This is a genomic window from Sutcliffiella horikoshii, from assembly GCF_002157855.1.
In the GTDB taxonomy this organism is placed as follows: domain Bacteria; phylum Bacillota; class Bacilli; order Bacillales; family Bacillaceae_I; genus Sutcliffiella_A; species Sutcliffiella_A horikoshii_C.
This window is the reverse complement of record NZ_CP020880.1, coordinates 680,123-702,420: the sequence shown is the minus strand read 5'-3', so window position 1 is coordinate 702,420 and position 22,298 is coordinate 680,123. Positions and strand designations below refer to the sequence as shown.

Annotated in this window: 24 protein-coding genes and 1 pseudogene; 8 read left to right on the top strand and 17 right to left on the bottom strand. The window is 41.8% G+C overall.

Annotated elements, in window-relative coordinates; all coding sequences use genetic code 11:
• Positions 1 to 40 precede the first annotated feature (40 nt).
• Both B4U37_RS03825 and B4U37_RS03820 read right to left on the bottom strand, forming a co-directional pair.
• On the bottom strand, positions 41 to 631 hold the full coding sequence (locus tag B4U37_RS03825; protein ID WP_245840053.1) for a Uma2 family endonuclease: 591 nt from the start codon (positions 629 to 631) through the stop codon (positions 41 to 43).
• Positions 632 to 987: 356 nt separating this feature from the next.
• A complete protein-coding gene (locus B4U37_RS03820) occupies positions 988 to 2,451 on the bottom strand; it encodes a protein adenylyltransferase SelO (protein WP_088017154.1) in 1,464 nt (487 codons plus the stop codon).
• Between the two features lie 161 nt (positions 2,452 to 2,612).
• Here B4U37_RS03820 and B4U37_RS03815 point away from each other — a divergent pair, with 161 nt between their 5' ends.
• Entirely contained in the window at positions 2,613 to 3,125 is a 513-nt protein-coding gene (locus B4U37_RS03815; protein WP_088017153.1) for an acyl-CoA thioesterase, read from the top strand.
• Between the two features lie 29 nt (positions 3,126 to 3,154).
• Here B4U37_RS03815 and B4U37_RS03810 read toward each other — a convergent pair whose 3' ends face one another.
• The 3 genes from B4U37_RS03810 to B4U37_RS03800 form a co-directional block, all read right to left on the bottom strand.
• On the bottom strand, positions 3,155 to 3,526 hold the full coding sequence (locus B4U37_RS03810; RefSeq protein ID WP_088017152.1) for an ATP-binding protein: 372 nt from the start codon (positions 3,524 to 3,526) through the stop codon (positions 3,155 to 3,157).
• Between the two features lie 11 nt (positions 3,527 to 3,537).
• On the bottom strand, positions 3,538 to 3,966 hold the full coding sequence (locus tag B4U37_RS03805; protein ID WP_281252777.1) for a CBO0543 family protein: 429 nt from the start codon (positions 3,964 to 3,966) through the stop codon (positions 3,538 to 3,540).
• Between the two features lie 137 nt (positions 3,967 to 4,103).
• Positions 4,104 to 4,739, bottom strand: coding sequence for a lysoplasmalogenase (locus B4U37_RS03800; protein ID WP_088017150.1), 636 nt, complete (start codon positions 4,737 to 4,739; stop codon positions 4,104 to 4,106).
• A 256-nt stretch (positions 4,740 to 4,995) separates the two neighbouring features.
• Here B4U37_RS03800 and B4U37_RS03795 point away from each other — a divergent pair, with 256 nt between their 5' ends.
• Positions 4,996 to 5,634, top strand: coding sequence for a GNAT family N-acetyltransferase (locus tag B4U37_RS03795; RefSeq protein WP_088017149.1), 639 nt, complete (start codon positions 4,996 to 4,998; stop codon positions 5,632 to 5,634).
• Between the two features lie 52 nt (positions 5,635 to 5,686).
• On the opposite strand, the gene B4U37_RS03790 is transcribed toward B4U37_RS03795, so the two are convergent.
• The 6 genes from B4U37_RS03790 to B4U37_RS03770 all read right to left on the bottom strand — a co-directional run bounded on the left by B4U37_RS03790 (position 5,687) and on the right by B4U37_RS03770 (position 9,869).
• Positions 5,687 to 6,526: a hypothetical protein gene (locus tag B4U37_RS03790; protein ID WP_088017148.1), complete on the bottom strand. Its 840-nt coding sequence runs from the start codon at positions 6,524 to 6,526 to the stop codon at positions 5,687 to 5,689.
• On the bottom strand, positions 6,516 to 7,049 hold the full coding sequence (locus B4U37_RS03785; protein WP_088017147.1) for an RNA polymerase sigma factor: 534 nt from the start codon (positions 7,047 to 7,049) through the stop codon (positions 6,516 to 6,518). The genes B4U37_RS03790 and B4U37_RS03785 overlap by 11 nt, the downstream gene beginning before the upstream one ends.
• Before the next feature lie 143 nt (positions 7,050 to 7,192).
• Positions 7,193 to 7,900 (bottom strand): hypothetical protein, encoded by a 708-nt coding sequence (locus B4U37_RS03780; RefSeq protein WP_088017146.1) that lies wholly within the window; start codon positions 7,898 to 7,900, stop codon positions 7,193 to 7,195.
• A complete protein-coding gene (locus B4U37_RS03775; RefSeq protein ID WP_088017145.1) occupies positions 7,875 to 8,402 on the bottom strand; it encodes an RNA polymerase sigma factor in 528 nt (175 codons plus the stop codon). Before B4U37_RS03775 ends, B4U37_RS03780 begins: the two co-directional genes overlap by 26 nt.
• Before the next feature lie 229 nt (positions 8,403 to 8,631).
• On the bottom strand, positions 8,632 to 8,796 hold the full coding sequence (locus tag B4U37_RS21815) for a hypothetical protein (protein ID WP_157663702.1): 165 nt from the start codon (positions 8,794 to 8,796) through the stop codon (positions 8,632 to 8,634).
• A 290-nt stretch (positions 8,797 to 9,086) separates the two neighbouring features.
• Complete coding sequence (locus B4U37_RS03770; RefSeq protein WP_088017144.1) at positions 9,087 to 9,869, bottom strand: SDR family oxidoreductase; 783 nt, start codon at positions 9,867 to 9,869, stop codon at positions 9,087 to 9,089.
• Between the two features lie 148 nt (positions 9,870 to 10,017).
• Between B4U37_RS03770 and B4U37_RS03765 the strand changes: the two genes are divergently transcribed.
• Positions 10,018 to 10,587 carry a biotin transporter BioY gene (locus B4U37_RS03765; RefSeq protein WP_088017143.1) on the top strand — a complete coding sequence of 190 codons (570 nt, stop codon included), beginning with the start codon at positions 10,018 to 10,020 and terminating at the stop codon, positions 10,585 to 10,587.
• A gap of 137 nt (positions 10,588 to 10,724) precedes the next feature.
• Here B4U37_RS03765 and B4U37_RS03760 read toward each other — a convergent pair whose 3' ends face one another.
• Together B4U37_RS03760 and B4U37_RS03755 are read right to left on the bottom strand one after the other, a co-directional pair.
• Positions 10,725 to 11,384: a permease prefix domain 1-containing protein gene (locus tag B4U37_RS03760; protein ID WP_198317079.1), complete on the bottom strand. Its 660-nt coding sequence runs from the start codon at positions 11,382 to 11,384 to the stop codon at positions 10,725 to 10,727.
• Positions 11,371 to 11,724, bottom strand: a complete 354-nt coding sequence (locus B4U37_RS03755; protein WP_010199323.1) for a PadR family transcriptional regulator — start codon at positions 11,722 to 11,724, stop codon at positions 11,371 to 11,373. The genes B4U37_RS03760 and B4U37_RS03755 overlap by 14 nt, the downstream gene beginning before the upstream one ends.
• 168 nt (positions 11,725 to 11,892) lie before the next feature.
• Between B4U37_RS03755 and B4U37_RS03750 the strand changes: the two genes are divergently transcribed.
• The 4 genes and pseudogenes from B4U37_RS03750 to B4U37_RS03735 all read left to right on the top strand — a co-directional run bounded on the left by B4U37_RS03750 (position 11,893) and on the right by B4U37_RS03735 (position 15,099).
• Complete coding sequence (locus B4U37_RS03750) at positions 11,893 to 12,687, top strand: sporulation protein (RefSeq protein WP_088017142.1); 795 nt, start codon at positions 11,893 to 11,895, stop codon at positions 12,685 to 12,687.
• Positions 12,688 to 12,814: 127 nt separating this feature from the next.
• The gene (locus tag B4U37_RS03745) at positions 12,815 to 13,363 is read left to right on the top strand and encodes a sigma-70 family RNA polymerase sigma factor (protein WP_088017141.1); all 549 of its coding nucleotides are present in this window, start codon (positions 12,815 to 12,817) and stop codon (positions 13,361 to 13,363) included.
• A gap of 3 nt (positions 13,364 to 13,366) precedes the next feature.
• Positions 13,367 to 13,804: a PadR family transcriptional regulator gene (locus B4U37_RS03740; protein WP_088017140.1), complete on the top strand. Its 438-nt coding sequence runs from the start codon at positions 13,367 to 13,369 to the stop codon at positions 13,802 to 13,804.
• Positions 13,801 to 15,099 (top strand): annotated as a pseudogene (locus B4U37_RS03735) (FtsW/RodA/SpoVE family cell cycle protein). The gene B4U37_RS03740 and the pseudogene B4U37_RS03735 overlap by 4 nt, the downstream one beginning before the upstream one ends.
• A gap of 56 nt (positions 15,100 to 15,155) precedes the next feature.
• Here the strand turns inward: B4U37_RS03735 and B4U37_RS03730 are convergent.
• A complete protein-coding gene (locus B4U37_RS03730; protein WP_088017139.1) occupies positions 15,156 to 16,961 on the bottom strand; it encodes a hypothetical protein in 1,806 nt (601 codons plus the stop codon).
• On the bottom strand, positions 16,961 to 18,904 hold the full coding sequence (locus tag B4U37_RS03725; RefSeq protein WP_245840083.1) for an efflux RND transporter permease subunit: 1,944 nt from the start codon (positions 18,902 to 18,904) through the stop codon (positions 16,961 to 16,963). Before B4U37_RS03725 ends, B4U37_RS03730 begins: the two co-directional genes overlap by 1 nt.
• A gap of 274 nt (positions 18,905 to 19,178) precedes the next feature.
• Between B4U37_RS03725 and B4U37_RS03720 the strand changes: the two genes are divergently transcribed.
• Positions 19,179 to 19,736, top strand: a complete 558-nt coding sequence (locus B4U37_RS03720; protein ID WP_342746490.1) for a TetR/AcrR family transcriptional regulator — start codon at positions 19,179 to 19,181, stop codon at positions 19,734 to 19,736.
• Positions 19,737 to 20,055: 319 nt separating this feature from the next.
• On the opposite strand, the gene B4U37_RS03715 is transcribed toward B4U37_RS03720, so the two are convergent.
• Together B4U37_RS03715 and B4U37_RS03710 are read right to left on the bottom strand one after the other, a co-directional pair.
• Positions 20,056 to 20,451 carry a VOC family protein gene (locus B4U37_RS03715; RefSeq protein ID WP_088017136.1) on the bottom strand — a complete coding sequence of 132 codons (396 nt, stop codon included), beginning with the start codon at positions 20,449 to 20,451 and terminating at the stop codon, positions 20,056 to 20,058.
• A gap of 317 nt (positions 20,452 to 20,768) precedes the next feature.
• Positions 20,769 to 21,992, bottom strand: a complete 1,224-nt coding sequence (locus B4U37_RS03710) for an MFS transporter (protein ID WP_088017135.1) — start codon at positions 21,990 to 21,992, stop codon at positions 20,769 to 20,771.
• Between the last annotated feature and the right edge of the window lie 306 nt (positions 21,993 to 22,298).

Genomic DNA, 22,298 nt, shown 5'->3' with positions numbered 1-22,298 from the left:
GGAACAAAGATGGTCAAGGATGAGGAATCCTTGACCTTTTTTATTTGAAAATATGTTCTAGTTCAAGGTGAAACCCATTTAAAAGCTTTGAGGTAATTGTCCCTAGATCTGTTTTTATAGCATGTTGTTCGTATACTTCCTCTTTGTTAAGGGAGTAGATTGTGATGGAGTTCAGCATTGGGTTTATGATCCAATATTCTTTGACCCCGTATTTCATGTGAAGATTTAGCTTTGTGATAAGATCATGAGATTGATTGGATGGACTTAAAATTTCAACAATCATATCGGGTACGCCAACGTATTTGGTATCCGTGAATCCACTTTTATCACACATTACAGCCAGGTCGGGAATGACTATATTAGTCTCTTCCATGCCTTCTTTGGAAAGTTCAATATCATTTGGAGCGGCAAGCACTTCACAGTTGTCATTCTTTTGGGTGAGGTAATTGCTTATTTTTACCAAAAGCCGGCCTGATATTCGTTGATGTTTGGTGGACGGAGATGGAGACATAAAGATAGAGCCATCAATATACTCGTACAGATGGTCACTTGATTCGCGGATTTCATAATATTTTTCTAGGGAGGTAAATGACTCTTTTGATAGTGACATTTGATCACCTCTGTTTATCATTTTAGTTATTATATCATCTTTGGTCTTAGGGAGGACGGTTAGTTACTGTGGCTGTGGAGGCGAATGCACAGTGACAAATTGTCTGTTACCGTTTTTCTAATATTAATGACAGTTTGGGCACTGAGACCGCCTCTCTGTTACCGTTTTTCTTGTTCCAATCGCAGTTCGGGCTCTGAGACGGCCTATCTGTTACCGTTTTTCCTGTTTCAATTAAATTTCGGGTACTGAGATGGGTATTTTTAACAGAAAAAACCTAATTTACGCCTGAGTTCGTGCGGAAATCAACCAAGTTCGTTCCAAAACCGCCCGAGTTCGTGCCAAAACAGGTCAAGTTCGTGCCAAAACGAAAATCCGCATTAAGTCCCACAATACGTCCGGTATCCTGCCGTCACACCCGCACCCGGCGCCACACAATAATCATCCTGCTCAACCGAATACGCAAACGGATCACGCAACACCTTCACCAAATTCTCCATCACACCATAATTCCCATGCTCCACCGCAGCCAACAAAGCCGCTTCGACGCGGTGGTTACGCGCGATAACCGCAGGATTACTCTTCTGCATCAACTCCCGCACACTTTCGGCACTTTCACTCTGCCTTCCCAACCGCTCCTGCCACAACGAATGCCACTCACTAAAAGCAGGCCTCACTTCCAAATCAAGCTCCCCCAACGTCAAATCACGAAACGTATTCGTAAAATCGGCCTTACTTTCCTTCATCACATCAAGCAGCCCCTGTACCAAAGCTTCATCCCCAGACTCTTCACCAAATAAACCAAGCTTAGCACGCATACCTGACAGCCAAAACCCCTTATACAAATCGGAAAACTTATATAACTCCTCTTGCGCCAACTCCACTGCACGCTTCTGGTCCTCATCAAACAAAGGCAACAAGGCTTCCGCAAAACGCGCCAAATTCCAACCACCAATACGCGGTTGATTTTCATAAGAATACCGACCCTGCCCATCAATGGAACTGAACACGGTCGCCGGATCATACACATCCATGAACGCACATGGTCCATAGTCGATCGTTTCCCCGCTGATTGTCATGTTATCCGTGTTCATTACACCGTGGATAAAACCAACGAGCTGCCATTTCGCAATCAGCTCTGCCTGTCGTTCCATCACTTTTCTAAAAAAGCCCAGATAATCACCTGTATCTAACTCAGGATAGTGACGCTTCATTGCATAATCAGCCAAGGCCTCTAATTTTTCCAAATCCCCCCACTGCGCTGCAAACTGAAAAGTTCCAAAACGCAGGTGACTAGAGGCAACGCGTGTCATGACCGCTCCAGGTAGCAGTCCTTCACGCAACACCTCTTCTCCAGTCGTCACCACCGCTAAACTGCGAGTCGTTGGTATCCCCAAACCGTGCATGGCTTCACTAATAATATACTCTCGCAACATTGGCCCTAATGTCGCACGACCATCCCCACCACGGGAATACGGAGTACGTCCTGATCCCTTTAGCTGAATATCAAAACGGCCACCCTCAGGCGTAATTTGCTCTCCAACCAAAAGCGCTCGACCATCCCCAAGCATCGTAAAATTACCAAACTGATGGCCAGCATAAGCCTGGGCTATTCCGGATCCACCTTCTGGAACCGTATTACCTGCAAAAACGTTTAAACCGTCCGACCCCTTTAATGCATCCGCACGAAGTCCTAGTTCATCTGCCACTGATTCATTAAGCACAATTAATTTAGGTGCTTCCACAGGGTTTGGCTCTATTTCAGAAAAAAATAATTCAGGCAGAGATTCATAGCTATTTGCAAAATTCCAACCTATTTCATTTAAGTTTTTTTGACTGGTCATCATATCCCCTTCTTTTCGTCTGTCTTGTCGTTACTTCTATTATACCCTCTAGGACACCCAAATTAATTACAGAAAGCTCACCATAAGACAGTTCACATTTTGGCAACAAGGAAAATAATGCTAAAATAACTTCATCTACAACAAATTGAAGGAGAATCCCAATGAACAAAACCTGCAAAGATACCCGTGTCATTCGAACCAGCCGAGTGTTTCCAAACGACATTAACAACCATAATACCTTGTTCGGAGGTAAACTGTTATCGGATGTGGACATGCTTGCCTCTATTTCTGCTGCCCGCATGTGCCGTTGTGAATGTGTAACAGCCTCCATGGACTCGGTGGATTTTCTATCCCCAATCCGACCGACAGATGCTGTTATTTTTGAATCATTTGTAACATGGACCGGGAATTCTTCCATGGAAGTCTTTGTCAAAGTGACAGCGGAGGATTTAACAAAAGGTACCAAGAACATTGCAGCGACAGCCTTTTTAACGTTTGTGGCACTAGATGATCAAGGAAAGCCTGCTCCAGTACCTTCTATCACACCAGAAACAGAAGAAGAGTTGTACCTAAACAAAACCGGGGAAGAACGGGCAAAAGCACGACGCACTAGAAGAGCAGAATCCAAAGCGCTAGCTTCCAAGCTGACAAGTGGATTTTCAGAACAAAAATAAGAGAGTGCTTATTATCCCAGCACTCTCCTCTATTCCATCACATTTGCTGCAAGCTTGACTTCCGCTGCCCCAGCGTTTTGCTTTTCCAGTGTAATCCTTGCACCCGTTCCTTTATTCAATTCACTCTCATAATTAAGAGAGCCATTATGATTTTTTATAATTTTATTTGTAACAAGCAGGCCTAAGCCTGTTCTTTTTTTTGTTGTAAAAAAGGGTTCCCCCAGCTCCTTAATCTTTTCAGGAGAGATGCCGACCCCTTGATCTTCAAATTCTACATAAACCGAATCGGCTGTTTCCTTTAGACGGATGGTTACCTCTCCGCCACGCGGCATCGCTTCAAAGGCATTTTTCAAAAGGTTGATGAACACTTGCTTCATTTCACTTTCCATACAGGCATGCATCAGGGTTTCCGCTACTGCTTCATCGCTTCTACTCTTTTTAAGAAGCCAATAATACCTCTAACTAAAAACAAGGTAAAATTGATACTGCCAAATGTATGGAAAGCAGACCATTTTTTCCACTCAAATAATCTTGAGTTTTTTTCTAGCCACCATTGACATAAACTCATTGGAACACTAAAAATCATACTTTTTAGTAGTAAGGTTTTCCATTTATCATGGTAAGATATTCTAACCCAAATGACACTTAATATTGGAAAGAACAACAAATCATAAATAATATTTGTACTGAAAATTTTTGAAAAAGGCCTTACCGGATAAGCAATTTTTTTAGTTCCTACTACATAAGAATCAAGTAAAATCGAAATAACTCCCTTTAGGAAAAAAACCAGTAAATTCTCTCTCATTTTTGAACCTTTAAATACATATGGTAAGTAGACCATACACAGTATATTTAATAGATTTAACAACCTTCTCTCCATTGGGACACCCTTTCATCAAGAATGAAAATTTTAATACTTTTACATTTCCCATCAAGAAAGATATTATCCGATGCTAAGGCACATCTACATGAAAAAATTTAAACCCAATGCAAAGAAATCGCAAATAGATATTGAGCCAAATAATAAGGGATCATCACCAGATAGTTTCTATAGGTTAGCTTACCGACAAATCTATCCCAAGCAAGAATGGCATCGGAAAAGAAAAACAAGATCGCGCCAGCAATGATTAGAGGCTGTTGACTATAGAATGCTGCCCATACCATGGACGTGATGATCGCTACATACGCTGTGACTGCAAGAAAAAGAAAGATGCCTCCCGAATGCACAACCCCTTTCGAAAGTTTCAAAAGGTATAGAATAGCGACAAGAGATAGTGCACCAGAAATCCACATATATACCGCACCACCGCCAGGAAAATACCAAAATGCCACAACATAGCATATATGCCCGACCAAAAAAGAACCTAATCCATATACAAAACGATCCTTTGGAAGCATCAAAAAAATATCACCTAATATAGAAAATAATAATCCAGCTAGGATCCACCAACTATACGTTGAAGACAATTCTCCCAAGCCCAAGATTGCAATTAAAATAATGATGACCATAGTACCAGGCTTCAAGATATACACCCATGTCTTATCTTGTTTTTCCACTGCAAACAGATACAGGCTGCCCAAAAACATAGTGAGAATCGAAAGTGATAACAACAATTTTAATAACCCCCTTCATAAAAACTCTATTATAATCTACAATACATATACCTTAGAAGCGAGATGTAGAATAAATCCCTCCTCTCTTACCTTCTGTTAGCTTGAAGCGTTCACTAACTTGGACTACGCCATAGTCGAGTTTGCCATTAAATCCAGCTGGAGGAATATATGGAGATGGCAAAGCAGGTTTTGGGGAGAAAAGCTAAATAATCAGATCACACAAGCTTATTTTTTTATATGAAAGGAGCTAAATCCATTGGAAGAAATCCCTGATTTAAATATATTTATGATGTGTTCGTCACTTAACAAGGATGCATTAACCCATGTACCAAAAGGTTATTATGTCCGTAGTATGCGAGAGGACGAACTGGATATATGGGCGAGCATGCCGTTTGACGATGAAGCAACTGCCAAAGAGTACCATTCATTTATGATGGAATTTTTCAAAACTGTCTATGGCGGAAACGAAAAACTTTTTTTTACGAACACCCTTTTCGTTTGCGATGAGCAAGATCGCCCTGTGGCAACTTGCTTATTATGGAAGGCTTATAATAAATTCCAGACTATTCATTGGTTCAAAGTGCAGAAATCACATGAAGGAAAGGGTATCGGGCGAGCCTTGCTTTCCATCATCATGAAGGAAGTGCCGAATAACGAATATCCCGTGTACCTGCACACTCAACCTGGCAGCTACCGGGCTATAAAACTATACTCAGATTTCGGATTTCACTTACTAACGGATAAAACCATCGGCACCCGGCAGAATGACCTGATAGAATGTTTACCAATTCTTGAAAAATGGATGCCTTCAGCAGATTATAATAACCTAAAAACCACAGAAGCGCCTTTGAATTTCAAAGAGTCCCTTAAAAGCTTTATTACATTAGAGTTCTAAATAAAGAGGGGTTCTCTCGCTAAATGCGAAAGAACCCCTCTCTATATTACTCTTACTCTTCCATCTGCTTTAACGACTTCTCCACAAAAGCATACGCATAACTCTCCGACACTCTTTCCGCATTAAAATAAAATGCATACACATCTTCGTTCACAAGGAAACTTATTCTGAATGATTCTGGGATAGAATCTTTTCTATGACTATAGTAAACCGTTTTTCCGGCAATATTTTTCTCTTCACCAATAAGGTTGCGATTAATTCTATCAATATGGGTAGTTTCTCCATTCAAAATGTTCAGCCCAATCATGTGCTTATCATTTATCAAAAACTCCCCATAAATCAAATCAGTCCCCGGCGATAACTTTAACTTATTAAGCTCCTCTGACTTCTCTTCCTCTTCACCCGATTCAAGAGTACTATACACAAACGCTGCCACTACCGGATCACCGATAAACTCCTCATCATCCAAAATATACCCGTCATTAATGATAAAAGCAGTCTGTAAAGGAACATCAGCATGAAACGGAATCTTAACCTCTGTCCCCAGTTTAGCAGATGCCGCTTTTTCTAAACTAGTGTACGGAGTTATTCCTCCATTTCCTTTTTCAACAACGTCTTCATTCTGTTCCTCCACCGTCAAACTTGTATCCTTATCTTCGGAAAAAATCAACTCATTCGCAAGAAAATACCCACCAACCACCAACAAAAACCCAGCCAACATAAACGAAAATACCGGCCTCATATCCCATCTCCTTTGTTGTCTTTTCTCTGGTTGCCTAACTGAACCCATCACTTTTTCATGGAGTTCTCTCTTCCCTTCCTCATCCATCCTGATCTCTTGGTACCCTTTCAACGTCCGATCCAAGCGATTCTCATCTTTCTCATGCGTCACGGTTATACCCCTCCTTCAGCATCTGTTTTTTCAATGCCTCCAACGCTCTATGCAAAGTCGTCTTCACCTTACTTTCATTCCAATCCAAGATTTCCGCTGTCTCCCTCACCGTCAAATCCTTTATTTTTCGTAAAATAATGACCTCCCGATAAGACCTTTTCAATTGCTGCAAGGCACGATACAGGTACGCTTCATATTCCCCTTGCTGCGCTACCTGTTCTGGTAGATATTCCGTCGCCGAAAGCATCGCAGTAGCGGCAAAAGAATCCGCCACATATCGAAAAGGCTTCCTCTTTCGAAACTCATCTATTGTCGCATTCCGCGCAATCCGATACAGCCAATTCCTTTCACTCGTTTCCCCTTTATAACGATCTATTGCTTGATAAGCCTTGATATACGTATCATGCGTCAAGTCCTTCGCCATCTCTGGATCACCGGTCATCATCAGAACATAACGAAAAACCTCATCACTATAACGCTCATACCAATCATTCAGCTTCCGAATTGACCATTCTCCCCCCATTTATTTCACCTATCTCTCTATAGCTATCGCAAATTTGCTTACTTTAAGGACGTGAGGATTGTTCTTTGGTTACAGTTTTTAAAAATAAAAATTCCATCTCCAACTCTAGTTTACACTAGAAAGTAGATGGACCTTTTATTGGTTTATTTATATTTGACTAGCTTTGCAAGTTCGACTATATCCTTTTTCACCTGCTCTGCTTCTTTGTCTGTAATATCTTTAAATTGTAAATAGGTTAAAAAGACATAGACATACTTTCCACTTACTACTTCAAGATTTACTCCCCCATATTCTTCTTTTGAAATAGTCAATACCGCCGGGTGATCACCGACTAGAATGTCTATAGATTCATAAGATGCTGACGGAATTATTTCGTATGGTAATAGCATCTCCGTGAAATGCTCATTTTCATAAATAGAAATATGAATCGGATTTCCAAGCTGATAGGAGTATACACCAAAGAGACTTTCCTCCGAAATTAATGGCTCCCCAATGATGGCATCAATATAGTCTTCTGCATTCATCGGGAACACATGATATTCCGAATCAAATTCGATACTTTTATCATCGACATTCTTCTCTGTATTTGGAGCTGCTTGATAAAGATTTTCCTCTTTGACAACAACTTCCTGTGTTTCAATCACGATAATCGGAATACTTACCATCAGTAACAATGTTGCAACAGCTATAAGAAACTTTAATGCAACCTGCCTTTTTTTAATAGTTTTTATATTGCCCCCAATTCGCTCTCTTACCAAACCGGCACGCTCCTGATTCCACTCCAAATCATACTCCAACCTCTTCAATGATTGCTCCAAACGGGAATCACCTTCTGACTTGCTTCTCATCATAATTTACCTCCCCCTTCATTTTCTTCTCCAAGGTCTGCATTGCCCGAAACAAAGTAGACTTCACTTTACTTTCGGACCAGTCCAAGATGTGAGCTGTCTCCAGGATAGAAAATCCTTTAATCTTTCTAAGGATGATTACTTGCTTATAGCTAACCTTTAGATTGTTAAGTGCCTCATAAAGTTCACGTGAGTTCTCTTTTAAAATGACAATATCCTCAGATGAAGCGGACTGCTCTTTTTGAAAGACATGCTGAAATAACCTTATTGGTTTCATTTTTCGAAGGTGATCGACTGTGGTGTTATGGGCAATCCTAAAGAGCCAAGTCTTAGGTGAAGAATCCCTCTTATATGTATGATGATGCTTATAAGCCCTTAAAAAAGTCTCTTGCGTCAAATCCTCCGCCTGCTGACTGTCCTTGACCATGAGAATAATATATTTGAAGATAGTCTGATGATATTGGCTATACCACTCCTCTATCTCATTTTCTTTATAGATTGACACCAATTTTTCCCCCTCGTTTTTTTGACACTGTATAGACGGGCGAACTGCAAAAAAGTTTTGAAATAATTTTAAAAATAAAAGAATGGCTTCCTGCCTCATAGATAGAAGCAGAAGAACCATTCCTTATAGTATCTTCACTTCATTCCAGATTTGTTTCAATGATTTTATCTTCATTATCTGAAATATGTAATGGTTTTAACTTTTCTCTTTTAGTAACTAGTTTTTAGGATTATTTTACCATAGCTAATTGCTGCGTTGGGGGCAGCTTGGATGAATTTCTTTGATGGAGTGTTGAGCATAGGCAGATGATGACCTTATTGCTTTCATTTCTCCAGCACTCACGTCTTCTTACCTCAAATGTAGACATCGTTCCTCCTATTTCCACCTCACTCACGTCTTCATACCTCGAATGAAGACATCTCTCCTCCTATTTCCACCTCACTCACGTCTTCATCACTCGAATGAAGACATCTCTCCTCCTATTTCTACCTCACTCATGTCTTCATACCTCGAATGAAGACTTCTCTCCTCCTAATTTCACCTCACTCACGTCTTCATCACTCGAATGAAGACATCTTTCCTCCTATTTCTACCTCACTCTTGTCTTCATAAACACCACCATTCAAACAACAAAAAACCAGAAACCATCCCATAAAGGAAGGTCCCCGGTTCTATACTTTCCACTCAAATCCTCATATCCCAACGCTCTTGCTCCGTCTCTTTCAGCTGTTTCTCCGTCTCCTCAGGATAAACAGTGCGGAACTTATGGTCATCAGCTGGAATGATTTCCACCATCTTTTCAATCATGTCTTCAGGGTCGAACTCCTTTAACTGCTCTTCCTGCTCGATCATGTCTGCTTTTCTTGTGAAATGCTTTTCTTCATCAAACCATTTCCACTTTTCCTCGGCAGCTCGTTTATTGAAGCCAGTTGCGTATGGCCCCGGATTGATGGTCGCCACTTTCACACCGAACTCTTCTAGCTCCGATTTCATCGTCTGCGCAATTCCTTCCAATGCATGCTTGGTTGCCGTGTAAGGACCCACATAAGGTGTCGCTGAAATGCCAGCCATCGAACTCATGAAGACGATCTTTCCGCTTCCCCTTTTCACCAGTTTCCTTGCAGCAATCTGCGCCGTTTCAAGGGTCGCGAAAACATTGATCTCAAAAAGGGCACGGAATCTTTCCATCGGCACTTCCCCAAGCGGCCCTCCTTCATTGATTGCGGCATTTGCCACAAACACATCAAAATCGTATTTCTCCATCTGTTCCAAATCCAAAGGGTTCGTAATATCGAGCTTGAAAACTTCCATATCCAGCCCTTGATTCTCCACTTCCCGCAATAAATCGGTTTTCTGAGATGTCAGTTCCGTTGTAGCGATGACTCTATGTCCTTTCTTGGCAAGTCCTACCGCAGCACCTCTTCCAAGTCCAGTTCCCGCTCCTGTAATAAATATTGTTTTAGCCATTTGAATTCCTCCTGTAAAAATAGGTTATCGTTTTGTGTTCCCTGTAGGAGTAGTGGCAAAACAAGGAGCTAAAAAAAGCCTTTTCAATTTCTAAAATTTTATGTAAACTTAAATAATAAATAAGTTAACAATGATGGAGGAACAACAGATGACCACAAAAAACGAAAAACTAAGATGGCTAATTTTATGCGCTATGTTCGCCGCGATCACAGCAGTGCTCGCACAAATGGAAATCCCATTGCCTCTTGTGCCAATCAGCGGGCAAACACTTGCGGTGGGACTTGCGGCAACCATTCTCGGAAGCAGATATGGGGCTATGTCAATGGTCTGTTACGTCCTGCTTGGAGCGGTCGGCTTGCCCGTGTTTGCTGAAATGAAGGGTGGAGCTGGGGTCCTTGTCGGTCCAACCGGAGGATACATATTCGGCTTTATCCTAGCTGCATTCTTCACCGGCTACATATTAGAAAAAACATCTTTCACTTTAAAGTGGGCAATGTTTGCCAATACCGTCGGAATGATTATTACACTTGTGATGGGAACGGTTCAGTTAAAATTTGTGATGGATATGACATGGGCCGATGCATTGAAATTCGGTGTTTATCCTTTCATTGTGGTAGGTCTCATTAAAGCATTCTTGGCAAGTTGGATTGGGATTACAGTAAGAAGACGTCTGAAGCAGGCTAACCTTTTGCAGGTAAAAGGGGATGTAGCTGCGTAACACTCTGGTGTATAATAAAAAAGAGAGAAGTGCGCCAACACCTCTCTCAACAATTTAACTAAGTACGAATGCCACCTTTTTCTTTTACCGAAGCAGAAGGTGGTTTTCTTTTGGCCAAATTCCTTGCGATATCACTATCACGCCACCATCTTTCTTCGATCGGTCCCTGTAAATATAAGTCCTAGCCATAAACCAATTCCCACTAAGAAAAAAATCATGAAAGAACTAATCGCAATGTACACCTCACCAGTCGCAAAACCTGTTGTAAAGGCGACAAACAGACTAAATGCGACCAACCCGATTGCCACTGCATACAAAATCGCCCGAACCCTATTCATCGCATATTTCTTACTGCTCTCTCTCGTTAATCCGCTATACGTAATGATGGCAATCCCAAACACGACGAAAATCGCAGTACCTGTCACAGCCTCCAAGTCCATATCCATAAAATACAACATGGCAGATGTTAATACACCGAACAAGATAAGCAATATCCCAGTGATCAAACCGGCCGCGGAGATTCGCGCTGTCATGGAAGAGTACACCGCCTGCTTCGCTTTGTTCTGCCCGACTTCACGCATATCATCAACAAGTCCGCTAAGGTCTCCCATGGAACTAACCGCTTCCTTGAATGCAGCCGACTCATCCATCCCGGCCTTCTTGTAGTCCGCGATTTTCTCTTTCAGATTAGTTGCTAGCTCTTCTTTAAGATCATATAATTGCTGACTTTCCCCAACACCGGAGAAAAGACCATCCACATGTGCCTGAACTTTTTTGTCCACATTATTTCTCATCATTTTCGATTCCTCCCTCTATCAGGTAATTAAGTATCTCTTTTGCAAACTTCCATTCTTTCTTGTATTGCTCGTAGCGCGTCTCACCGTCTTCCGTTATCCGGTAGTACTTGCGGCGGCCACCCTGGGTTTCGTCTCCCCAATAAGAAGCAATAGATCCTTCCTTCTCCAGACGACGAAAAGCTGTATAAAGTGTTGCTTCTTTCAGTTCATACTGATTTTTACTTAATTCAATAATGGTCTTATAAATCTGATAACCATAACTGTCCCCTTGGCGAAGCACATTCAGAATAATCGTATCCGTATGACCCCGTATTAAATCAGTCGAGATTTTGTTTTCCACATCCAATCACCTCCTGGTTATAATTTACAACATATTACTGTGTGTGTCAAAGTAATTTTTACACCGAAGTACTTTGATTGTAAAATACCACAAATTACTAATTCTATTAAAGAAACTTTTCCCACTCCTTTTCGTACTAATTAGTAGACGATTGAAGGAGGAATAGCGATGTCATTGTTTACAAAATTAATTACAAGTGTCGGGATCGGCTCGGCAAAAGTGGATACGAAGCTAAAGAAGAACTATTTTATGCAAGGAGAAGTATTGGATGGAATGGTTGAGATTCTCGGTGGAAACTCCAATCAAAAGATTGATGCCATTCATTTAAAACTGATGACACTTTACGGTCATGAAGGGAGCAGCCGCCTCACCAACACGGTCATACATACGCACAAACTAAATGATTCGTTTACTATTCATGCAGGCGAACGAAAGGAAATTCCATTCTCTTTCCGGATTCCTTTGGATACACCTATTACCATGCAAGATCCTGAAACTGGCAAGAACATTCCTCCCGTTTGGATTGCGACAGAAGCGGATGTGAAAAACGCCATCGATCCAAGAGATAAGGATTACATCACCATCGAACCAACCAAAGTGCATGAGCAAATCCTCGACGCACTGAGAGTTCTCGGGTTAAAGTTCCGCCAAATGGAAAGCCAGAAGCTTCCCTTTAATCTAAAATCAGAAAAAGTATTCGGCCAACAGTACGAATTCGTCCCTACATTCGGAAAATATTTTAAGAGATTAGAAGAGATTGAAGTTTATATTTTCCAAGGCGATGTGGAAACGACAGTACTGTTTGATGTGGATAAACTGCGGAGAAATCCACTTTCCTCGGTTGTGGATAAGTTGAACTTGGATAAAAACAGAGGCAGCGTCACGTTTAAGAATGAACAGATATTGAATGATAGAAGATCTGTGAGTGACGAGTTTGAAAAGATCATTGATCGAGTGTTATAAGGCAAAGAAGAGCCAATCCTTAAGTCGGATTGGCTCTTTTAATTTGCTTCACGATGAAACTTTTTATTTTTTTCCAAACCCAAACAGTGGATGCATCGTCTAAAATGGAGAAAGGAGGGATGTCTACATGAACGAGCTAGAACATGTAGTTGTTTCTAAGGAAAATGTGATAGATAAGGAACAACTTATCCAAGAGCTAATGAATGAGAACGGGGACGCGGTTCTCCATCTTGTTTTTACATATGTAAAGAACCAGACGATAGCGGAGGATTTAACACAAGAGATTTTTATTAAGTGCTATGAGAAGTTGGAGCAATTCAATCACCAGTCTTCCATTAAAACTTGGCTCTACCGCGTTGCGAGCAACCATTGCAAAGATTATCTAAAAAGCTGGCATTATCGAAAGCTATTACTCAATGAGAAAATATTGAACTATATACCTTCCAAAGCAAAAGATGTCGAGGTGGAGGTAATAGCTAAAAGTGAAGAAGCCAGCCTTACCAATGCAGTAATGGAATTACCGATACAATTCCGTGAAGTGGTGATCCTTCATTACTATGAGGAGCTCCATTTGAATGAAATAAGCGCTATTACTTCAGTAAATGTCAATACATTAAAAACAAGACTGAAACGTGCAAGGGAAATTTTAAAAGCATACATGGTAGAGGAGGTATAAAGGATGAACGATCCATTTCTAAATTTAAAAAAATCTATGAAGAAGAATGTTTTCAAGGATCTCTCTTTTACGGACGAAAGGAAAACTAGAGTGAACGAAGCGATACAGGCAAAGCGTTCTTCCTCTTCTCTTCATTCATTTAGCGAAGAGACCATCCTTTCAATTTTGAAATCTCTACAAATAGAGGCCAAACATGGTTTTGAGATTTCCACACAGCTTTTCCAAAAAGAAGAACAAAGCTTTTTACACAATGAAGGACAACTTTATACACTTTTACATTTTTTAGAAAATAAAGAAGTTCTGGTTTCGATGTGGAGAGAGGATAAAAAGTATTATGCACTAACCGCAAAAGGTCGAAAGTACTTGGCAGCCGACACTAAAAAAGGTTACGCCAAACAACCGTTTTTATTAAAGGACTTACTAGAGGAGGCATCCTTATGAGTTCGCCCATTTTTGATGAATTTTTAACAAAAGTAATATCAAAAGTAAAATCCAAAGATGCTCACAGCATGATAAAAAAAGAGCTCCATCATCACCTCCTAGAACTAAGCCAGTCATTCCAGAATCGTGAGGATTCCAAAGAAAAAGCAGAGGAAAAAGCCGTTCAAGAAATGGGAAATCCTTATTCAATCGGGGAGAAATTAAATAAGCTTCATAAACCTAGAATGGACTGGATGCTCATTATTCTGTTTACCATTATAGGAGCAATAAGCTTTCTCCCCTTAATGGGGAATGCACCCGGCTCTATATTTTTGGAGAAGCAGGCAATCTGGTTCAGCCTGGGAACAATGGTCCTGATTTCTTTTCTATTTTTTGATTATAGAAAACTGAAAAATTGGTGGTCATTTTTTTATAGTAGTGGCGTGCTTTTGCTTTTATACCTTCTTGTATTCGGCGTTTCATCAGCCGGAGTCAAGAGATGGGTTTCTTTTGGCGGATTTACGGTGGATGCGGCTACCATATCTATGCTTTTGTTTTTCCTGGCTTGGTCTGGTATTTTCACTAAATCTGACATGTTTAACGGGTGGAGACAAGGAATGATGTTTGGTCTATTTTGGGTGCCATTTCTACTTTTCATGATGCTTCCATACTTTCCTTATAGTATCATCTATTTCTCTTGTGTGTTAACAATGTTTATTTTTTCATCTATCCGAAAAAAAACCAAGATCAACTTAATCACAGCAAAATTATCAACGTGTCTTTTTATCATCGTGCCGATTCTAATAAGCTCCCGTGGCAGCCTGTTAAGTGATAGATTGTTTACTTTTCTTTCTCCTGAACAAGATCCAAATGGAACGGGTTATATGTACATCTTAATCAAGGAATTCCTTGCTGACGCAGGCTGGTTCGGAAATGGACTAAATGGGAACAATGCCATTCAATCCCTTCCGGACGCCCATACAGATTTCGCTTTCCCCTATCTTGTTCACTCATTCGGTTGGGCATTTGGAATATTTCTTTGTATGTTATTAATAGTGTTCATATGGAAAATTTAACGTAATGCAAGCAAGACAAAAGACTCTTATGGAAGGGTACTAGTAGTAGGAGGAGTTACCTTAATCGTGGTCCCAGCTATATGGAATATTCTTATGGGGTTAGGTTTTGCACCAATAATAGGTGTCTCTTTACCATTCATCAGTTATGGCGGAACCACACTACTATTTTATTCTGCCGTTTTAGGGATTATCTTAAGTGTTTATAGACGGAAAGATATAGTCGAAACAAGTGAAGTTTAGTTCTGAAATAAAAGGGAGGTTCCTACTGTGTACTTGTAGAAACCTCCCTCATTTTATTACTTAAACAACTCTTTCAACAAAGTCCAGAACCCCTTCTTCTTCTCCGGCTCCGCTTCCTTCGTCTTCTTCTCTTCCATCTTGATAGCTTCCGTTTTAATAACAAACTGAACAGAAGTTACTTTCTCATTTTCTTCAGATACAAACGACACTGGTTTGAAGTCCGATTTATCGTATTCTTGACTCATCTTGTCGATCTCGGCTTGCATTTTCGCAGGAAGGTCTTTGGTTTCAGCGTACAATTCCTCTGTTCCTTCAGACAACTCATCCACACCTGTAGACAATTCACTCGTACCATCTGTCAAACCAATCAAGCCTGTGTGAAGTTGTGAATAGGATGTGGATAGCTCGCCAACACCATTCGTGTAACTTACAAGCCCTGAGTGGAACTGATTATAGTTGGCTGCCAACGTTTCCAATCCTTTTGTCAGCTCTGCCAACCCGCTCAAATCTGTTTCCTCTAGTGAAGCCGATAGCTCATCCGCAATTGTCGTCAACGTGCCACTTATCCCTCTTACTGCTCCATCGACTTGCTTCAAGGATGGCTCCACTGCCGCAAATGCTTCCCTAACCTGTGCATAAGTACCTTTCACTTTTTGCGCAGCGGCATAGTTAGCTGCCAACTTATCCACAACGGCAGGGTCTGCCCCGCTTTCATATAATGCAGCAATCTCTTCTTCAGTAAGGTCCCCCGCAGGAATCTCAGTAATCGCACCATCTAGTGCAGCATAAGCCGCTCCGTAGTTTTCCTGCAATTTCCCGAGGCCATCTGCCGTATCATTCAAACCTTTCGCAAGCTCACGCAAACCTGCAGGTAACTCAGTCAAACTGCTCAAATCAGCCTCAGCCGCACCACCGGAAAGCTCACGGTTAATCGTTTCTAGCGCTTCTTTTATCGATGCAGATGCTCCAACCAACTCAGATGAGGATCCATTCAGCTGATTGATGCCATTTTTATATTGTGCAGAACCATCTCGAAGCTTCCCGGCACCGCCATTCAACTCCGAAACACCGTCCTGCAACTGGCCAACACCATCATTCAATTGCCCGATGGCATCAGACAGCTCCACCATATCATCGGTCATCCCTTCCGTTCCGGTTGTATCAATCGGAAGGCTGGATGGGACTGCGGCAATCTCGACACCATTAAATTCAAAGTTTTCCACATCTGCCTCCACTCGTAGCTGCTCTTCTTTTCCAGGCATCACGGTAAAGGTAATCTGTTTATTTTTCCCGACATTCGCCTGCATGCCACCAGAGGGTGCTTCGATATTCTGATACGTATTCGGCATAGTCAGGGAAACTTGCAGCAAGTAATTTTCATAAAAGACAGATGCAACGTTGTTGTTGGCCGCTGTCTCAACTTGTATCTCTACATGTCCGCTTTCCCCTGCAAGCTCAGCAGGATCTATCTCACGTCCATCTAAAAGGTACGTAACCGTCACATCCCAAGGCAGTTCCGTTCCTTCTTCCAAGTCCCCTTGGTAGTAGAACTTCCCTTCCTGTTCCACATCGGCCACCACACGCTCACCGTCTTGCTTAAGCTCTGTCATATCCGTTAAATTTTTAACCGTTTTATAATCACCGAAATCTAGGATTTCCCCAGCTTTCGCAACCTCAAGAGTATTCACGACATAGATCGGTCCAAGGTCACCATTGGCTTTCAGCGTGGCATAGACAACCTCTTCCTTAGTGCGGACATTCCGTTGTTCCTCAGCGTAAACGCCACTCGCATTGCCAAGAAATGAAGGCAAGAAAATCATTCCGGCAAGTGTAACATATAGTAGTTTTTTCTTTCTCATCATCACTTCTCCTCTTTAAAATTGGACTTATAGGTCGTTTTCTTGATGAATTTATCACACACAAGTAACATCGCCGGCAGGAAGAATAGTACCATGATAAACGCCAGCAGCGCCCCTCTTCCTAACAACAGTCCAATCGAACCGACAATCGGGTTAGAAGACGTAATCCATAAAATAAACCCAACACTTGATAGAATGGCTGCTGAAATGGAAATAGAGAAGGTTTTTTCGTCCAATGTTTTCACGATTGCTTTTCTCGCAGACATTTCCTTGCGGTGGTGCGTGTAAGCCTCTGTAAACAAAATTCCATAATCGACCGTAGCCGCTAACTGCACCGTACTGATGATTAGGTATCCGACAAACACGAGCGAAGTTTCTGAGAAATAGGGAATCGACAAGTTAATCCACACAGAGGACTGAATTGCCAGTAACAATACAACCGGTATCGAAATCGAGCGGAAACCAATCAGTAACACAATGGCAATGGTCACAACTGTTAACACATTAACCAAGATATTATCCTTCGTCACCGTATTTTTAATATCATACAACGTCACACTCTCTCCAAGGCTGAGCGCAGAATCTCCGTAATACGCGGATGCGGCTTTATCCACATTTTCCACAATCGCAAACGGAATGTCCCCTTCTGTCGCCTGGTTGGTGTTGATAACTATTCGGCTATAATTTTCTGAGTAGAATTCATTTCTTACTTCTTCATCTAAATACTCTGGAGGAATCACAGGATCCACCATGTTCACGTAGGACACAACACTTGTGACATAATCCATGGATTCAAGCTCTTCCACTAGCTCCTCTTCTTTTGCCACCTCGCCCTTTGGCACAAGGAGCACAATCGGTGTGATTTCCCCAAACGATTCATTGATTTTATTATAGTCCGCTCCAGCTCTCGTATGATCTGGCAGTTCGCCAAACCCATATGTAAAAGAGGTGTTGGACTGCGCAAGGAACGCTGGTACAAGTAGAGCAAGCACAATTAGTAAACTTGGAACCCTTAACTTCACCACGAAGTTCCCAATACCTTCAAAGCTTGGAATAAAACTCTTATGCTGTGTCTTATCCATCCATTTATAAAAGAACAATGTCAATGCTGGTAAAAACACCATGACACTTATGAAACTAAGGACAATCCCCTTAACCAAGTTCAACCCAAGGTCAGAACCGATCTCAAATTCCATAAAAGTAAGGGCTATAAATCCGAAAAACGTTGTCGCCGCACTTGCCGTGATGGCCGGGAACGACTTCTTCATCGCTAGCTCCATGGCCTCTTCAGGATTGTTTGTTTTTTTTCGATAGTCGGAGAAACTGTGTAGCAGGAACACCGCATAATCAAGTGACACGGCAAGCTGCAGGATCGGCGCAACCGATTGAGTCACAAAGGATACCTCACCAATAAAAATATTGGTTCCTAAGTTGATCAGCACTGAAACTCCAATCGCTGTCAGGAAGAAAATCGGCTCCACCCATGAGGTGGTGGAGATGATCAGAATGAAAATGATGATCGGCACAAGCAGCATGGCAGCATACATCGATTCGTTCCCCGCCATTTTTTGCGAGGTTGCCGTATTGATTGCTTCCCCAGCAATCGCACCATTTTCCCCAATCAATTCATAAACAGCATCCGTAATAGCTACCTCATCCCCGCTGCGGACGCTGATGGAAAACAAGGCATTGCCATCCTTGTAGTAGCTTTCGACCATCTCTTGATCCGCTATTTCAAGCGGCGTTTTCAAGTCGACCACATCATCGAGCCAAATTACCTCTGCCACTCCATCAATGGCTTCTAGTTTTTCTTTATTCGTAATGGCTTCCTGTATCGTCACATCGGAAATCATTACCCGCGTATCCGGTACAGAGCCCGTAAATTCTTTTTCCATGATCTCCATTGCCTTTGTCGACTGGGCATCATCTGGCAAATAATCTACCATATTATAATTGACCGAGACAAAAAACTGCGCCACGGTCGAGATGATGGTCACCAACGCAAACACAACTAAAACAGCTTTTTTATGTTTTATAATACGTGATGCAATATTTATCGTTGTTCATCCTCTCTTGTGTCGTACCCCTTTTCATCTTATTATTATATTAGACACAGTGTTGGGTATACAACAAACAGTTGTGTTCCGTATGTTAGTTAGACAACAAATCATTCTATTGTGTTGTTTTTTAAGAAAGGCAGTGAGGAAGATGAGCGAAAAAATGGATAGAAGAAAGCAATACACACGCATGGTGCTAAAGGAAAGTTTGTTAGATTTGTTAAAAGAAAAATCCATAGCTAGCATTACGATAAAAGAAATATGTACAAAAGCCGATATTAACCGCTCCACCTTTTACGCCCACTATTCCAGTCAATACGACCTGCTCGATTCTATTGACGACGAATTCACCGAAGACATGGTCAAAACGCTTAACCAATATAATTTCTCAAAAGAAGACGAGGCATACCAAATGACCGAGAAAATCTTCGAATACATCGCCTCTAAGAGTGACATTTGCAGGATTTTATTGAGCGAAAACACCGAAGTGCAGTTTCAAAAAAAAGGCATGATGATCGCGAAGGAATATATACTTAAAAATTTCATTCCTCATAAACAAGTCGACGCTGAAACCTTTGAATACCTAAGTATATTCTTTGTTAGCGGGAGTATTTATATGATTAAAAATTGGTTGGAGAGTGGGATGAACAAAACGCCCAAGGAGATGGCGGGGTTGTTGAATGAGTTTTTAAACCGTGGGCTGAGGGGACAGGTGCGGTGACCCGGTTTGTTTGTTTTAGGAAGAATGGAAGGTAAATTTGGTGTAACGGAAAATAAATTGGTGACTTTGGAAAATAAAACGGGCGTAACGGAAAATATATCGGTAAGTTTGGAAAACAAATTGGGGCTAACGGGAAATAAAATCACGTGACCGGAAAATAATTCGCCCGAACGGACCATATCCTCCTCGATTCCGGGAGCTCGTCATCAATTTGTGCCTTAATTTCCCGCCTAAACTAGCAAACTCGCTGATTCTCAAAAATTTCTAGCTCATAAAGAAAAAACAAGACCCGCACGTCAGGTCTTGTCTCGCAATCTATCTATTTCGCATGCTGATCTGGCTGGTGGATACCAAATACATTGCCTTCGGTGTCCACATAATATCCTTGCCACGCCATTCCAGGCAACGCATATTTTGGCACGGCCACTTTTCCGCCATGCTCAAGGATCAACTTTTCCGTGGCATCGTACTCTTCCACACCCATCGTGCAGGCAAATCCATTTAAAGGCTGATTGGCCTCAGGCGCAGCACCTTTTCGTTGCATCAAGGCACCATTAATTCCAGGCTCCCCTTCGTCACCTGTCACAGCACCGAAATACGGCGTCCCAGCATATTCGCTCCAATCTTGAAACGACCAACCAAACACCTCTCCATAAAACCCCTTCGCACGCTCCATGTCATCCACATGAATTTCAAAATGAACTAATCTCCCCATCGTACCCCTCCTATTGGATAAAATGCTTTCATTACTTACCTTTCTATCATAAGTCATCGATGGACAAGGGTTCAACAACTAGTTTCGGGGTGGGCTGAGGGGACAGGCACGCCGACCCAGGTGGTAGGGAGTTCCATTAAAATTAGGTGTTATATTTGTCGGTATTTGCCGAATGGCATTTAAATTGCCCAAAGTGGTTGATATTTTTGAAAGTTGGTTGATAAACCTAAAAAAGTGGTTGATAAATTCAAGAGTTGGTTGATAAATCACCACGCCACCCCAATCAAAACCAAAGGAGCCATGCATTTCGGCTCCTTTTACACTTTAACGACCTCCCGCCCAGCCATTCCAACACTTTTCCGCGAAAAAACGACCACAAAACTCGAAGCGACCACCAGAATCCCTGCCAAAATAGTAAAACACATCAATATCTGCCCCATGGAAACAAGCCCCGTGAACATTCCCAACAACACAATCCGCAACAACAGCCCCACTGCCCTCAGCAAGCCATCGACCCTACCTATAATCTCATTCGGAATCCGCTCCATCATGAAGGCATTCCGCGCAACCCTTGCCCCACCGTTACCAAGCGCGATCAACAGCATCATGAACAGATAGCCGCCAACAGGTAGATACACCATGACCGAAATCGCCACCGTAAAAAGTACCATCGTCGCTGCAACTAGCTTTTCATCTCCAAACTTCCGCGCCGCAACCGGAACGAAAATCCCAGCTAATACGGCACCCAAACCATACACCATCCCCTGAATGCCATAAATATCCCCCTCCACTTTCAACACATCCGCCAAGTAAACAGGAAAAAGATAGTTTGTGAGCATCACCCCAATGAACGGCAAGGTCGAGGCCATCAAAAACAGGAACATCGCTGGCTCCCTTTTCATAAAATCAATGGCCGCAAATGCGCTTCTCTTTGAACCCTCGGAAACTCCTCCCCCTGCACGCTTCCTCACATAAGGAATCTTCACAAAAAAGTAAATCGCAAGCGCGTACGTACACACATCCAAAAGCAAAATGTAATGAAGGTCCCACTTTAAAAGAAGTACACTCGCAATCGCTCCAGCCAGCATGCTTGATAACTGCCCCTGCACCTCCATTGTTCCGTTCAATACCTTAAATTGATCTTTAGAAAACAACTCCTGATTTAAAGCAAACATCGTCGGATAGAAAATGGTGTAGTACAAGCTGCCAATCATGAAGATGACAATGTAGTGCCACAGCTCATAATCCACTCCAAGAAAACCGGCTCCCGAAAATAAAGCCAATGCAAGGAGACTGACCACCTTACTGCTTACAAGCATTCTCTTCCTAGAAATTTTATCAATCAAATACCCTAAGTACGGCGTCAAGATAAAATTGATGATAGTCATACAAATTGCCACATAACCAAACACTTCATTGCCATTATCGCTCGTCACCAACAGCCACGGAATTGCGATCATGGTGATCCCGCTCCCAATAGCTGAGGCCACATTTGCTAAAATGATATACTGAAACCTGCTATCTTTATATAAACTGTTCATTGCTGATCTCCCTCTTCATCTTTGATACTTTTATCATAAAGGAAGAAGAATTTGGCAACATTCAGCAAAGGAAGGAAGTTCAAGTACTGCTTTGTGATGGCGGAGGTGCGACTTTAGATGTAGATTGGGGGCTTCTTGCAATTTTTCATCTCAGCTTATACCGTCTGATTCCACTTACTGTCCAAACACACCCCTTTACTGTCGGAAATCACCACAATACTGTCGCAAAAATGAAAATACTGTCCGTTAACCCCACTTTACTGTCCAAACTCCCCCCAATACAAGCGAAGCGACAAAAACCAACAA